The 14,666-nt window shown below is 43.1% G+C and carries 15 protein-coding genes, 1 other RNA gene and 1 riboswitch; of the genes, 15 read left to right on the top strand and 1 reads right to left on the bottom strand.

Going from position 1 to position 14,666, the window contains the following annotated elements; all coding sequences use genetic code 11:
* The first annotated feature begins 189 nt into the window (after nucleotides 1-189).
* The 4 genes from DFO72_RS20220 to eno all read left to right on the top strand — a co-directional run bounded on the left by DFO72_RS20220 (nucleotide 190) and on the right by eno (nucleotide 5,066).
* Complete coding sequence (locus DFO72_RS20220; RefSeq protein WP_113883701.1) at nucleotides 190-1,374, top strand: phosphoglycerate kinase; 1,185 nt, start codon at nucleotides 190-192, stop codon at nucleotides 1,372-1,374.
* 65 nt (nucleotides 1,375-1,439) lie between these two features.
* Entirely contained in the window at nucleotides 1,440-2,201 is a 762-nt protein-coding gene (gene tpiA / locus DFO72_RS20215; RefSeq protein WP_113883700.1) for a triose-phosphate isomerase, read from the top strand.
* Entirely contained in the window at nucleotides 2,194-3,729 is a 1,536-nt protein-coding gene (gene gpmI / locus DFO72_RS20210) for a 2,3-bisphosphoglycerate-independent phosphoglycerate mutase (RefSeq protein WP_113883699.1), read from the top strand. Before tpiA ends, gpmI begins: the two co-directional genes overlap by 8 nt.
* Before the next feature lie 41 nt (nucleotides 3,730-3,770).
* Nucleotides 3,771-5,066 carry a phosphopyruvate hydratase gene (gene eno, locus DFO72_RS20205; RefSeq protein ID WP_113883698.1) on the top strand — a complete coding sequence of 432 codons (1,296 nt, stop codon included), beginning with the start codon at nucleotides 3,771-3,773 and terminating at the stop codon, nucleotides 5,064-5,066.
* A gap of 797 nt (nucleotides 5,067-5,863) precedes the next feature.
* Here eno and DFO72_RS30740 read toward each other — a convergent pair.
* Nucleotides 5,864-6,019, bottom strand: a complete 156-nt coding sequence (locus DFO72_RS30740) for a nuclease-related domain-containing protein (protein WP_166672524.1) — start codon at nucleotides 6,017-6,019, stop codon at nucleotides 5,864-5,866.
* 275 nt (nucleotides 6,020-6,294) lie between these two features.
* On the opposite strand from DFO72_RS30740, the gene secG reads away from it, so the two are divergent.
* The 11 genes from secG (at nucleotide 6,295) to DFO72_RS20140 (ending at nucleotide 14,642) form a co-directional block, all read left to right on the top strand.
* Nucleotides 6,295-6,528 carry a preprotein translocase subunit SecG gene (gene secG / locus DFO72_RS20190; RefSeq protein WP_009331810.1) on the top strand — a complete coding sequence of 78 codons (234 nt, stop codon included), beginning with the start codon at nucleotides 6,295-6,297 and terminating at the stop codon, nucleotides 6,526-6,528.
* Between the two features lie 210 nt (nucleotides 6,529-6,738).
* Nucleotides 6,739-7,485, top strand: coding sequence for an alpha/beta hydrolase (locus DFO72_RS20185; RefSeq protein WP_113883695.1), 747 nt, complete (start codon nucleotides 6,739-6,741; stop codon nucleotides 7,483-7,485).
* 36 nt (nucleotides 7,486-7,521) lie between these two features.
* Nucleotides 7,522-9,846 carry a ribonuclease R gene (gene rnr, locus DFO72_RS20180; RefSeq protein ID WP_113883694.1) on the top strand — a complete coding sequence of 775 codons (2,325 nt, stop codon included), beginning with the start codon at nucleotides 7,522-7,524 and terminating at the stop codon, nucleotides 9,844-9,846.
* Nucleotides 9,847-10,000: 154 nt separating this feature from the next.
* Entirely contained in the window at nucleotides 10,001-10,468 is a 468-nt protein-coding gene (smpB, locus tag DFO72_RS20175; RefSeq protein ID WP_113883693.1) for an SsrA-binding protein SmpB, read from the top strand.
* A 144-nt stretch (nucleotides 10,469-10,612) separates the two neighbouring features.
* Nucleotides 10,613-10,972: a transfer-messenger RNA gene (gene ssrA, locus DFO72_RS20170) on the top strand.
* A 258-nt stretch (nucleotides 10,973-11,230) separates the two neighbouring features.
* A complete protein-coding gene (locus tag DFO72_RS20165; RefSeq protein WP_113883692.1) occupies nucleotides 11,231-11,836 on the top strand; it encodes a TetR/AcrR family transcriptional regulator in 606 nt (201 codons plus the stop codon).
* Between the two features lie 45 nt (nucleotides 11,837-11,881).
* Nucleotides 11,882-12,034 carry an anti-repressor SinI family protein gene (locus tag DFO72_RS20160; RefSeq protein WP_113883691.1) on the top strand — a complete coding sequence of 51 codons (153 nt, stop codon included), beginning with the start codon at nucleotides 11,882-11,884 and terminating at the stop codon, nucleotides 12,032-12,034.
* A gap of 47 nt (nucleotides 12,035-12,081) precedes the next feature.
* Nucleotides 12,082-12,519 (top strand): hypothetical protein, encoded by a 438-nt coding sequence (locus tag DFO72_RS20155; protein ID WP_113883690.1) that lies wholly within the window; start codon nucleotides 12,082-12,084, stop codon nucleotides 12,517-12,519.
* 59 nt (nucleotides 12,520-12,578) lie between these two features.
* A riboswitch (Fluoride riboswitch) is annotated at nucleotides 12,579-12,639 on the top strand.
* Nucleotides 12,640-12,699: 60 nt separating this feature from the next.
* Nucleotides 12,700-13,077, top strand: coding sequence for a fluoride efflux transporter FluC (locus DFO72_RS20150; protein ID WP_113883689.1), 378 nt, complete (start codon nucleotides 12,700-12,702; stop codon nucleotides 13,075-13,077).
* On the top strand, nucleotides 13,074-13,442 hold the full coding sequence (gene crcB / locus DFO72_RS20145; RefSeq protein ID WP_113883688.1) for a fluoride efflux transporter CrcB: 369 nt from the start codon (nucleotides 13,074-13,076) through the stop codon (nucleotides 13,440-13,442). Before DFO72_RS20150 ends, crcB begins: the two co-directional genes overlap by 4 nt.
* A gap of 99 nt (nucleotides 13,443-13,541) precedes the next feature.
* Nucleotides 13,542-14,642, top strand: coding sequence for a mechanosensitive ion channel family protein (locus tag DFO72_RS20140; protein WP_113883687.1), 1,101 nt, complete (start codon nucleotides 13,542-13,544; stop codon nucleotides 14,640-14,642).
* Nucleotides 14,643-14,666: the final 24 nt, after the last annotated feature.

Genomic DNA, 14,666 nt, shown 5'->3' with positions numbered 1-14,666 from the left:
TTAAAATCGCTAACGTCTATAATGGATAAGGGTAAAAGGGGAGCAGGGAAACAATCCCTCTCCCTTTTGTTTTAAAGCAAAAAGTAAAAATATTTAACTGGATGGTGTTTAGCTCCGGAACCTGGAGGCTCAAGTTATTAGCCGCCGGGCAAGGCGCTTCCGCTTTTCTAGTAAGGAGGTCCTTTTGCTGTGAACAAAAAAAGCGTAAAAGATGTGGAGTTAAAAGGTAAGCGAGTTTTTTGCCGCGTTGATTTCAACGTACCTATGAAGGATGGACAGGTTACAGACGAAACCCGTATCCGTGCAGCTCTTCCAACAATTGAGTATTTGACTAACCAGGGTGCTAAAGTAATCTTAGCAAGCCATTTGGGCCGTCCGAAGGGTTCAGTTGTTGAAGAATTGCGTTTAACACCAGTAGCAAAGCGTTTGTCCGAGCTTCTTGGCAAAGAAGTGAAGAAGGCCGATGAAGCATATGGCGATTCTGTAAAAGCAATGGCTGACACGCTAAGTGAAGGGGATGTTCTTCTTCTTGAAAACGTGCGTTTCTATCCTGGAGAGGAAAAGAATGATTCTGAACTTGCAAAGGCATTTGCTGAGCTTGCTGACGTATATGTGAACGATGCCTTTGGTGCAGCACACCGTGCACATGCCTCAACGGAAGGAATTGCGCATCATCTTCCTGCAGTATCAGGACTATTAATGGAAAAAGAACTTGATGTACTTGGAAAAGCTCTTTCAAATCCTGAGCGTCCATTTACAGCCATTATCGGCGGCGCAAAGGTTAAAGATAAGATCGGCGTAATAGAAAACCTTCTTGAAAAGGTAGACAACCTGATCATTGGCGGCGGACTGGCCTATACATTTGTAAAAGCACAGGGCCATGAAGTAGGGAAATCTCTATTGGAAGAAGATAAGATTGACCTTGCAAAATCGTTTATGGAAAAAGCAAAAGAAAAAGGCGTGAACTTCTATATGCCTGTTGATGTTGTGGTAGCAGACGATTTTTCCGAAGAAGCCAATATTAAGACAGTAGCAATTGAAGAAATTCCTTCTGACTGGGAAGCCCTTGATATCGGACCTAAAACGGGTGAAATCTACAGCGATGTAATCCAGAATTCAAAGCTTGTAATCTGGAACGGCCCAATGGGTGTGTTCGAATTGAAAAAATTCGCTGGCGGCACAAGAGCTGTGGCTGAGGCTTTAGCAGAAGCAAATGATACATATTCAGTCATCGGCGGCGGGGATTCTGCAGCTGCAGTTGAGAAGTTCCATCTTGCTGACCGCATGAGCCATATCTCAACAGGGGGCGGCGCTTCCCTTGAGTTTATGGAAGGAAAGGCTCTGCCTGGCGTAGTGGCTTTAAACGATAAATAATTTATTACCCGGGCTGTTAAGCCCTGTTTTTTGACAATAATAAAAAGCATGAAAGGACGTGCAACATGCGTAAACCAATTATCGCAGGAAACTGGAAAATGCATAAAACACTTCCGGAAGCGAAAGTATTTCTTGAGGAAATTAATGGCTTAGTACCGGGGAAAGAGCAGGTAGATACCGTTGTATGTGCTCCTGCGCTATTCTTGGAGCGCCTTGTTGAAGGCGCAAAGAATTATGATGTGGAAATCGGCGCGCAAAACATGCACTTTGAAGAAAGCGGCGCTTTTACAGGCGAGATTAGCCCTGTAGCACTTGAGGATCTTGGGGTTAAATACGTAATCCTTGGTCATTCCGAGCGCCGGGAAATGTTTAATGAAACAGACGAGGCCGTTAACAAAAAAACTTTGGCCGCTTTTAAATACAATTTAACTCCAATTGTTTGTGTCGGTGAATCGCTTGAACAGCGTGAAAACGGTGAAACAATGGATCTTGTAGGCTCTCAGGTGGAAAAGGCGCTTAATGGATTAACAGAAGAACAGGTAAAACAGACAGTTATTGCGTATGAGCCAATCTGGGCAATCGGAACTGGCAAGTCTTCAACATCAGCAGATGCGAATGAAGTATGTGCACATATCCGCTCTGTAGTTGCGAAGCAATTTTCCCAAGTTGCAGCTGACGCAGTCCGCATTCAGTACGGCGGCAGCGTAAAGCCTGCAAATATTAAAGAATATATGAGCCAGCCTGATATTGATGGAGCGCTTGTAGGCGGCGCAAGCCTTGAGCCGCAATCATTCCTTCAATTATTGGAGGCAGGCAAGAATGAGTAAATCTCCAGTTGCATTAATCATCTTAGATGGCTTCGCATTGCGTGGCGAGCGGATGGGAAATGCCGTTGCCCAGGCAAAGAAGCCAAACTTCGAACGCTACTGGAATACCTACCCTAACGCAACGCTGACAGCAAGCGGTGAAGCAGTAGGTCTTCCGGAAGGGCAAATGGGAAACTCTGAAGTAGGCCACTTAAATATTGGTGCAGGCCGGATTGTTTATCAGAGCTTAACAAGAGTAAACGTGGCCATTCGTGAAGGACAGTTTGAGAAAAACGAAACGTTCCGTTCTGCGATTGACCATGTTAAAAAGAATGGCACGGATCTTCATTTGATGGGACTTCTTTCAGATGGAGGCGTTCACAGCCATATTCAGCACTTATTCGCACTGCTTCGTATGGCCGCTGAAGAAGGCGTGAAGAATGTCTATGTTCATGGATTCCTGGATGGACGCGATGTTGGCCCGCAAACGGCAGCAGGCTACATTAAAGAAGCGCAGGAAAAAATGAAGGAATACGGTGTCGGCGAATTTGCGACGATTTCCGGACGCTATTATTCCATGGACCGCGACAAACGCTGGGAGCGTGTTGAAAAGTCATACCGTTCCATGGTGTATGGCGATGGCCCATCATACAGCGATCCCCTGGAATTAGTTGAAGATAACTATAAAAATGGTATCTTTGATGAGTTCGTCATTCCATCTGTCATAACAGCAGAAGATGGTAAACCGGTTGCAACAATTAAGAAAAATGATGCAGTCATTTTCTATAACTTCCGCCCTGACAGGGCAATCCAGATCTCGAACACCTTTACAAATAAAGATTTCCGTTCATTTGATAGAGGGCCAGGACATCCTGAAGACTTGTTCTTCGTTTGTTTAACCCACTTCAGTGAAACAGTTGACGGATATGTAGCGTTCAAACCGACCAACCTTGATAACACCCTGGGTGAGGTTCTGGCGCAAAATGGAAAAACACAGCTCCGCATTGCGGAAACAGAAAAGTACCCTCACGTGACGTTCTTTATGAGCGGCGGACGTGAAGAGAAATTCCCTGGCGAAGAGCGGATCCTAATCGATTCACCGAAAGTAGCTACCTATGACCTTAAGCCTGAAATGAGTGCTTATGAAGTGACGGACGCGTTGCTGAAGGAAATAGAGGCTGATAATTTCGATGCAATCATCCTGAACTTTGCCAATCCGGACATGGTGGGGCACTCGGGCATGCTTGAGCCAACGATCAAGGCGGTTGAAACAGTTGACGGATGCCTTGGCAAAATTGTTGATCTGATTATTTCTAAAGGCGGAAAAGCGATCATCACAGCTGACCATGGCAATGCTGATGAAGTTGTTACCTTGGAAGGCAGCCCAATGACCGCTCACACAACAAACCCAGTTCCAGTCATCGTTACACAGGATGGTGCAGAACTTCGCGCAGACGGAATTTTAGGAGACCTTGCTCCAACTGTCCTGGATCTGCTTGGATTGGAAAAGCCTGCCGAAATGACAGGAACCTCTTTATTGAAAAAATAACTTTACTGAAATAATTTTTTATAAAAAAGGAGAGAATTACTATGCCATTTATCGAACAAGTATATGCTCGTGAAGTATTAGATTCCCGCGGGAACCCAACAGTTGAAGTTGAAGTTTTAACAGAATCAGGATTTTTTGGCCGTGCCATCGTTCCTTCTGGAGCGTCCACTGGTGAGCACGAAGCAGTAGAACTTCGTGACGGCGACAAGTCCCGTTACCTTGGAAAAGGTGTTCAAAAAGCAGTAGACAACGTGAACAACCTAATTGCTGACGCTGTTATCGGCTTGGATGTAACAGACCAGGTTGGCATCGACCGCACTATGATCGCATTAGATGGAACTGAAAACAAAGGAAAGCTTGGCGCAAACGCAATCCTTGGTGTATCTATGGCTTGTGCGCATGCTGCTGCAGAATCTGTAGGACTTCCTTTATACCGTTACCTTGGAGGCTTCAACGCGAAGCAGCTTCCAACACCAATGATGAACATCATCAATGGCGGATCTCACGCTGACAATAACGTGGACTTCCAGGAATTCATGATCATGCCTGTAGGTGCTCCTACTTTCAAAGAAGCAATCCGCATGGGTGCTGAAGTTTTCCATTCATTAAAGAAAGTTTTATCTGGCAAAGGCCTTAACACAGCTGTAGGTGACGAAGGCGGATTCGCTCCAAACCTTGGCTCAAACCGTGAAGCTCTTGAAGTCATTATTGAAGCAATCACTAATGCTGGCTACGAAGCGGGCAAAGACATCTACCTTGCAATGGATGTTGCTTCTTCTGAGTTCTACAACAAAGAAACCGGCAAATACGATCTTGCAGGCGAAGGCCGTACTGGCTTGACTTCAGAAGATATGGTTAACTTCTACGAAGAGCTTGTAAACGAGTTCCCAATCATCTCAATTGAAGATGGTCTTGACGAAAACGACTGGGAAGGCCACAAGCAATTAACTGACCGCATCGGCGGCAAAGTTCAGCTTGTTGGTGATGACCTATTCGTTACAAACACGAAGAAGCTTGCTCAAGGTATCGAGCAGGGCGTAGGCAACTCAATCCTGATCAAAGTAAACCAAATCGGTACATTAACGGAAACATTCGAAGCAATCGAAATGGCGAAGCGCGCAGGCTACACAGCAGTTGTATCTCACCGTTCCGGTGAAACAGAAGATGCTACAATCGCTGACATCGCTGTTGCAACAAACGCTGGCCAGATCAAAACTGGTTCAATGTCACGTACAGACCGTATTGCTAAATACAACCAGCTTCTTCGCATCGAAGATGAGCTTGGCGATTTAGCTGTATATGATGGATTAAAATCTTTCTATAACTTGAGCAAGTAATCTTGCTTGTGCAGCCGTCCCGGGTGGGGCGGCTGTTTTTGTAAGGTTCAAATCCTTAAAATCGCTGCATGGCCGTTAAAACTTTGGATTTGGCCGATAAACATCCTTATTTGGCCGATAACTGTTCATTTTTGACCGATAATGTCAGGCATATTTACTTAAAAAGATCCTTCGGTAACTGATAGATCCTGCTCTTTTTTTCTCCGGTGTAGGGAAGTTTCAGCGCAGTCAGCAGCTTTTTTGCAATATTTGAGGAAGATAAATGGGTGAATTCCCGAAATTGTTGATTTGTAATAGAGGAACTAATCAAAAGAAGGTAATCATGGAGTGTTCTAATATGTGCTTCCTTATCTGCAGTATGGCAACTTCTGCATTTCCAGGTGCCCCGCACCCTTTTCATTGAAAATCTGCTGCAGGCAGGACATTGAATGCCGGTAATAATCTCTTTTATATCAATTTCATAGTATTTTAGGAAATTGTAATTCGCAGGGATATGCTTTTTTGTAATAGCTCTGCTTAACTTTCTGATCCCTCTGTCTGTTAATTTCCCTACCGGATATTTCTCCTTTAGTTTATCAATCCTTTCTATCAGATGGCCCGCATGCAGCACCTTTTCTAAGGCCAATTTGTGATAAGAGGAAGTCTTGATAAAAGTAGAAAGATTGCTGGGTGTATGAATCTTTCGATCAGCTAGCCATTTTGCAAGTTCCTTTTGCTGCCTTTTAGCTTGTATTAAAGGATCAAGAAAACCTCTTTCATTTTCTTGCTTGCTCTGAATCAGCTGGTTAAATGCGGGGTCAAAAAGTGCCGGAGATATTCTTAATTTCGAGGATAAGAAGGAAGTTTGAACATAGGAGCAGCACATCGATTTGATAGAAGTCGCTGTTTCCATTGGAAAGCCGAATATCTTTAAGGATTATGAACTCAGGTAAATCTTTTAATAAGTAATCCACAGCTTCTTCTCCGCGAATACCTGCTTTTCGCTTCGTTAAATCACTTTCGGATGTTATAGCGGCAGTCTTCTCATTAAGGCATTCATGCTTAGGATAAAATTTGTTATCTTACGCTCTTTTATGATCAATGGCATCAGTCCTTTCAAAATATAGATTCTCTCAACTGCTATAAAAGTCCTTCCAACTAACAGGTCCTGCCAAAATCTTATTGTTTATACAATAAAAATGTGATAAATTAAGAATAATGTGATTGTACGTTTTCGGGAGGTGGCTTCATGCATACATTATTGATTACCCTTTTAGTCATAGTTTCGATTGGCCTTATTGTAGTTGTACTCCTTCAGTCTGGTAAAAGCGCAGGTCTTTCCGGTGCCATTTCAGGGGGAGCTGAGCAGCTTTTTGGAAAGCAAAAGGCACGCGGAATTGATCTGATTCTTCACCGCATCACGATCGTTCTTTCTGTTTTATTCTTTATCCTTACTGTTTTAGTTTCTTATTTTGCGATATAAATGAGTGCAGCGCCTGGCCTTCAGAAGGTCAGGCTTTTATTTTTGGCTCTGTACATTTGCCTATTTTGGCTAACGTTCACATTTTTTACATAAGAAAGCTTTTTTATTGGCATGTTGCCCCACTGTTTGTTAAAAATAAGGAATGCAGATTTAATCAAACGTTTGATTAATAAAAATATAGGAATTATAAAGGTAAAAGGAGTTTTATCAATGAGAGTTGTTGCGCCAAAACCGTTTACATTTGGAAATGGAAAAAGAGCAGTCCTGCTGCTGCATGGTTTTACCGGAAATACAGCAGATGTAAGAATGATGGCAAGATTTCTTGAAACAAAGGGTTATACCTGTCATGCACCGCAGTATAAGGGACATGGAGTTCCGCCGGAAGAGCTTGTTCATACAGGCCCGGAAGACTGGTGGAAAGATGTGATGGAAGGGTACGAATTTCTAAAAAACAAGGGACATAAAGAAATTGCAGTGGCTGGACTTTCTCTTGGCGGCGTATTTTCCCTTAAATTGGGTTACACTGTACCTGTAAAGGGTATTATTCCGATGTGCGCACCTATGTACATAAAAAGCGAAGAAGTCATGTATGAAGGAATTCTGAGCTACGCAAGAGAATATAAGAGACTTGAAGGAAAGCCGGAAGATCAAATTAAACAGGAAATGGAAGAGTTCCAAAAAACACCGATGAATACATTAAAGGCACTCCAGGAGCTGATCGCGGATGTGCGCAATCATGTGGATATGATTTACTCCCCAACATTTGTTGTACAGGCACGACATGACCATATGATCAACACGGACAGTGCTAATATCATTTTTAATGAAGTGGAGAATGACTTAAAGAAGCTGACGTGGTACGAAGAATCCGGGCACGTGATTACTCTCGATAAAGAGCGCGACCAGCTGCATGAAGATGTGTATGCGTTTTTAGAAAAGCTTGATTGGGAAGAATAATACCAGAAGAAAAACTCCCCAAGGAGGGATGAAGATATGGAAAATAATATACAACAACTGATCGACAAGCTGCTTCATTATATGAAAGATGAAGCGTATAAGCCATTGACGGTTCAGGAGCTGGAATCAGCGTTTGGAATAGAGGATTCCACTGGCTTCAAAGATTTCGTCAAGGCACTTGTTGTCATGGAGGAAAAAGGGCTTGTCGTCAGGACGAGAAGCAATCGCTACGGCTTGCCGGAAAAAATGAATCTTATCCGCGGCAAGCTTTCCGGCCACGCAAAGGGGTTTGCCTTTGTCATTCCGGAAGAGCAGGGAATGGATGATATTTTTATCCCACCCAATGAAACAAATAATGCCTTAAATGGCGATATCGTTCTTGCGCGTGTGACGACTGAGAGTTCAGGACAGAGGCGGGAAGGTACAATTGTCCGCATCTTAGAACGCGGTGTTACACAAATTGTCGGAACCTATACGGAAAGCAAGCATTTTGGATTTGTTATCCCGGATGACAAAAAGTTTGCCAGTGATATTTTTATCCCCAAAGCAGCATCAAAAGGTGCTGTTGAAGGGCACAAGGTCGTTGTAAAACTGACCACTTATCCAGAAGGCAGAAAGAGCGCAGAGGGAGAAGTTATTGACATACTCGGCCATAAAAATGACCCGGGTGTGGATATTCTATCTGTTATTCACAAGCATGGCCTTCCGCTTGAGTTTCCGGATGAGGTGCTTAAGCAGGCCGAGGAAACGCCGGATACGATTGATCCAAGTGAACTGGAAAACCGCCGGGATCTTAGAGACGAAGTCATCGTTACCATTGACGGTGCTGATGCGAAAGACCTTGATGACGCAGTAATGGTCCAAAAGCTTGAAAACGGCCATTACAGACTGGGTGTCCATATTGCCGATGTTACTTATTATGTAGGCGAAGACTCACCAATCGACCGGGAGGCCGAGGAGCGGGCAACCTCCGTGTATTTAGTGGACAGGGTGATCCCGATGATTCCGCATCGCTTATCAAACGGCATCTGCTCTTTGAATCCGAAAGTGGACCGTCTTACCCTTTCTTGTGAGATGGAAATCACACCGGACGGGGAAGTGGTGAATCATGAGATTTTCCAGAGTGTGATCAAAACAACGGAACGGATGACTTATTCAGATGTGAATAAGATTTTGGAAGAGCAGGACGAAGAACTTATCAACAGGTATCAACCGCTTGTGCCGATGTTCGAGCTGATGAAGGAGCTTTCTCTGATTTTGCGTAAAAAGAGAATGCATCGCGGAGCTATCGACTTTGATTTTAAAGAAGCGAAGGTCATTGTGGATGAAGAGGGCAATCCGACAGAAGTGGCATTGCGCGAACGCTCGATTGCGGAGCGTCTGATTGAAGAGTTTATGCTCGCAGCCAATGAAACCGTTGCTGAGCACTTCCATTGGATGGATGTACCTTTCATTTACCGCATCCATGAAGATCCGAAGGAAGATAAGCTGAGAAGATTTTTCGAGTTTATCACGAACTTTGGCTATATTGTAAAAGGAACAGCCAATTCCGTTCATCCGCGTGCTCTCCAGGAAATCATTGAAGAGGTTCAGGGAAAGCCGGAAGAAATGGTTATATCCACAGTGATGCTCCGCTCCATGCAGCAGGCGAAATATTATGAAGAGAGCCTAGGCCATTTCGGGTTATCAACAGAGTTTTACACACACTTCACATCACCGATTCGCCGTTACCCGGACTTAATTGTCCACAGACTAATCCGCACCTATTTAATTGAAGGCAAGCTGGATCAGGCGACAAGGGAAAAGTGGAACGTACAGCTTCCTGATATTGCTGAGCATTCTTCCAATATGGAGCGCCGTGCAGTGGAAGCGGAACGCGAAACAGATGAGCTTAAGAAAGCGGAATACATGGCTGATAAAATTGGCGAAGAATATGATGGCATCATCAGTTCTGTTACGAATTTTGGAATGTTTGTCGAGCTTCCAAACACGATCGAAGGCCTTATTCATGTCAGCTATATGACGGACGATTATTACCGCTATGACGAGCGCCAGATGGCGATGATTGGCGAGCGTACAGGAAATGTGTTCCGCATAGGCGACGAGATCACTGTTCGTGTCGTCAATGTAAATAAAGACGAACGCTCGATTGATTTTGAAATCGTCGGCATGAAGGGAACCCGCAGACGGGAATCAAGAGAAGCGCCAAAGGTGTTCAAGACAGGCAGCACCGAGAAAAAGCCGCGCAGAGGCAAGTCTGACCAGGGAAAAGGAAACAGTTCAGGCGGCCCGAGAAAGAAAAAAGAGAAAAAGCATTTCGAAAATGCGCCAAAAGCAAAGCGGAAGAAAAAGAAGCGGTAAAGAAAATGGGGAGGGCCTAGAAGGCTCTCTCTTTCCCTTCACAGCAGGGCTCCTCGTTGAGAAGGTCATGCAATTTTGCTATAATAGAGAGACCGCTATAGAACGGAGGCTGCATTTCCTGTTATCAGGAAAGAGGAGCAAAGGGGGATTCAATATGCCAAAAGGAACTGGCAAAATGGTTGCGCAAAATAAAAAGGCCTATCATGACTATGCTATAGAAGAAACATACGAAGCGGGTATTGTTCTGCAGGGGACGGAAATTAAATCAATCCGTGCAGGAAAGGTGAATCTGAAGGATTCATATGCCAGAATTCAAAACAATGAAATCTATCTTTTCGGCATGCATGTCAGTCCTTATGAGCAGGGAAACCGCTACAATCACGATCCGCTAAGGACAAGAAAGCTTCTTTTGCATAGAAAAGAAATCAGCAAGCTGATTGGTGAGTCTAAGGAAGTCGGCTACTCGATCGTTCCATTAAAAATGTACCTCAAAAATGGTTATGCAAAAGTTTTAATTGGCCTGGCAAGGGGTAAAAAGAGATATGACAAGCGGGAGGATCTGAAGAAGAAAGAAGCCAAGCGTGAAGTAGAGCGTGCTTTCCGCGAAAGGCAGAAAATGTAAATCCAGAACCTTACAATTGAAAAATTAGCTCAGTGTGCTATAATAGTAATTGTCACAGCGAGTGACACAATCTTTAGCTCATCTATTTCGAGCTTATCCGAACGTCAGCGTGCTGAATAAGATTCGACGCAGACCTATTATAATGGGGACGCTACGGATTCGACAGGGATAGTTCGAGCTTAGGTTGCGAGTCGAGGGGATCGGCCTCGTTAAAACGTCAAAGCCAATAACTGGCAAAACTCAAAACAACTTCGCTTTAGCTGCCTAATAGGCCTTTAGCGGTTCGCCCCTCCATCGCCCATGTGGTAGGGTAGCGGACTCACTTTTAGTGGGCTACGCCGGATTTCACCGCCTGAGGATGAAGGAAGAGAACAACCAGGCTAGCTGGCCGGACGCCCGTCGATAGGCATAAGGATCAGCGAACCGCGAATATATCGACTACACTCGTAGAAGCTTAAGTGCCGATATTTCTGGACGAGGGTTCGACTCCCTCCGTCTCCACCAAATACATATTTGGTGGTTTTTTATTGTCTTTTTTTAAACTTTCTTCCTCAAAAAGTTTTCTATTTCTCCTTTAAATTGTACTTCCGATAACTTTCCATTTCACATCCCCCAGTGTAGAATAAGAATATATGTTCCTTTTTTTGGCTTTAACATAATTTTTTTATTTATTAGTAAAAAATTCAGATAATTAATTGACTTTCCCAATAGTGATAGTGGATAATACTTGTGAGTAATATAATGCAGACGGAGATGTTATTTATGGGACATAGAGGACGGAAAAAAGGGGCCTGCGGGGAGCAGAGCCGTGCACTGCTTCTTGAAATTGCTGCGGAGGAATTTGCACAGAAGGGCTATTTTCATACAAAAATAAGCGAGATTGTGAAAAAGGCAAATCTGACACAGCCTTCTTTTTACCTGTACTTTGAAAGCAAAGATGCTATATTTCATGAACTTGTCGATCTTTTTCGTGACCGGCTTTCCGAACTTACGTCCAATAGCCGTTTGGAACCAGGCATTGATTTGCCTGCATTGCCTGAACGAATAACCTCAGGCCTCTCTGCTATTTTTAAATTTCTTATGGAAAATCAAAATTTGACCCGAATCGGTTTTTTCATGGCCCCGGATGCCGAGGAAATCAAAGAAATACTAGCTGGGCAAATTGAAGCCAACCTCGTGTCAGAGCAGCAAGCAGGATACTTCAGGGAAGATATTGATATGGGAACTGTAGCTGAAAGTCTGACAGGGATTATTGAACGCCTGACATTAACCAAATTATTTAAAGGATTAAAAACTCCAGAAGGTTTAGCAAATGAAATTGTCCATTTATTCCTATATGGAATGATTAAAAAAAGCAGCACTCAATGAAGACTTCTGAGGGGAACAGAATCTTTACGGGAGAGTGGAAAAGGAATGGAAACGTGTGAGGGGAAAATTGATAAAGAATGGGTAGAGCTAATTATGACAGCAAAACAACTGGGGTTAACAATTGAGGAAATACAGGACTTTATCAGACAGTCCAAGACTGGGCTTAAGATAGGCCAGGCCCCGGAACATCATAAATAGTGATCTTCTTTTCAGTATGCAATCAATGGGAAGGATAAGATGAAAATATGCGGAGACTTTGGGCAAAGGGTGTTTTTACGGGACTGCTATCTGGAATTTTTCTGGGCTTATTCCTGAAAATGATTGAGTTATTCTCTGGAGTAAAAGTGTATACATTGCTTTTAAATGTGGATTACTTCCCTATTTTGAAAAATTACCATTTTCCCGAATTAATCGAATTTGTATTTCATCTGATCATTTCTGCCGTTTTAGCAGTCAGCTTATTACTAATCATAAGGAAATACCGGTGGAACAGGTTCCAAATCATCGTCCGCACTTTATTAATAACCTTTTCCATAGGAGTCCTGCTTTATCCAACGACTGCTTTATCCGACCGCACCCCAGAACTTACATCTGTTTCTGCCATAGTTTTTTGGCTTTTAGGCCATCTGTTATATGGATTGCTTCTTTCAGCGTTTTTTATAAAAAAGGGGAATACTTATTGAGCTATGAATAAAGATCTTTTAATCCTTGGTGAAATATTTTATAGTGTTAGTAAAGATACGTATCATAAGGTGATGGAGTTCACCTTTAATCGCCTTTTGGCTAATGACTCCTGCCGGTTATGTGGTAACTGGCAGGAGTCTTTTTGTTTTGGATAAACTAAGAGAAATGGAGGGATGGATATGGTTTATTTATGGGTTGGGGCCGCAGGATTTTTAGGAGCCTCTTTGCGGTACATTATTGGTGTTTCTCTCTTTCATGAAAGTGCCGTTTTTCCATTTGCTACTTTAACGGTTAATTTACTGGGAAGTTTTCTTCTGGCTTGGCTAACAACGGGGCTGTTGGTGCGCTTTAGTTGGCCAGCTCATATAAAAGCAGCACTCGGAACTGGTTTTGTTGGATCTTTTACCACTTTTTCAACACTAAGCATTGAAACGGTCACACTTTTTCTCGATGGAAAGACATCCCTGGCCGTATTGTATATTGCAGCCAGCATTTTTGGCGGACTATGGATGAGCCGATTGGGGTTTCAGGTCAGGAAAGGAGAAGAAACTGGATGAGTTTGTTTCATGTTCTTCTGGTGGGGATAGGCGGTTTCTTTGGAGCGATATGTCGACTGTGGGTCAGTCAGGCTATAAATAAAAGGATTGTGTCGAGGGTCCCTGCTGCTACGCTTGTTATTAACTTAATGGGTTCCCTTCTTCTTGGAATCATGGTGGGTTCAGGAATAGAAGGAAGTTTTTTCATGCTGCTCGGCACTGGTTTTATGGGGGCTTTCACTACTTTTTCTACATTTAAGCTGGAAGCAATACAGCTCCATATGGATAAAAGGAAAAAAGAGCTCATTCTTTATAATGTATTGAGCTATGGCGGGGGGATACTCCTGGCTTTTCTGGGTATTGAACTCGGCATGTTCTTCGGATAAAGAAAGGTCTTTCCAATTCGTTTTTTAGGGAATTTCGTATGATAACCTGTCTTATAGAATTATGTTATGATAACAAATAGCATCAAGGAGGTTAATCATATGTTCTGGGAAACTTACATGAAAGAAGATATATTGGTGGATCTGGGAATATCAATTGGGATTTTCCTGCTGTTTCTCATTTTCCGGAAGCTTTTCACCAAATATGTATTTACACTATTATTAAGGCTTAGCAGAAAAGCGCCAAATGACTTTTTCTCACATATATTTGTTTCATTTCAAAAGCCGATTCAGTGGTTATTTATCATTATAGGAATCTATGTTTCTGTCGGTTATTTTCCTTACTTAAATCAGCATAATTCCCTATTTCTAGATATAATAAGCTCTTCATTCATAATCTTGCTTACGTGGGGCTTGTACAATATGGCAGCCGCATCATCTGCCCTTTTTACCAGTCTAAAGGTTAGGTACAACCTGGAAATTGATGATATTCTCATTCCGTTTATCTCAAAGGCCTTGAGAGTTGTTATTGTGGCAATCAGTATAAGCGTGGTTGCCCAGGAGTTTGGGTATGATGTGAATGGCTTTGTGGCGGGGCTTGGCTTAGGCGGGGTCGCCATTGCTTTTGCTGCCAAGGATGTACTTGGCAATTTGTTTGGCGGATTTGTCATTATTACGGAAAAGCCATTCACGATTGGCGATTGGATTATGACGCCAAGTGTGGAGGGAACGGTTGAAGATATTTCTTTTCGAAGCACCAGGGTAAGGACATTCGCCCAGGCGCTGGTTACAGTTCCTAATGCTACTTTAGCAAATGAATCCATTACAAACTGGAGCAAGATGGGGAAAAGGCAAATCAGCTTCAGGTTGCGCGTTACTCATGATACAACTAAAGATCAAATGGCGAATGTGGTCGGGCAGATCGAATATTTGTTAAAAAATCATCCGGATATTCATCCGGAAACCATTCTTGTGACCTTTGACGACTACAAAGAAAATGGGCTCGATATCTTCCTTTACTTCTTTACCAAAACGACAAATTGGGGCGAATTCCTGAAAATTAAGGAAGAAATCAATTTTGAGATCATGGACATTCTTGAAAATGAACGTGTTTATGTCGCTATGCCAAGCAGGAAATTATATTTAGACCCTGATGCGGAAAATCAGCTGAAAAAAGATTCCAGGGTAAGACAGGAATCGTGATATGAAAAAAGGCGGACACATGGG

Origin of the sequence: Cytobacillus oceanisediminis (assembly GCF_004366035.1) — a bacterium.
Classification (GTDB): Bacteria; Bacillota; Bacilli; order Bacillales; family Cytobacillaceae; genus Cytobacillus; species Cytobacillus oceanisediminis_C.
This window is presented reverse-complemented; position numbering and strand designations above follow the sequence as displayed.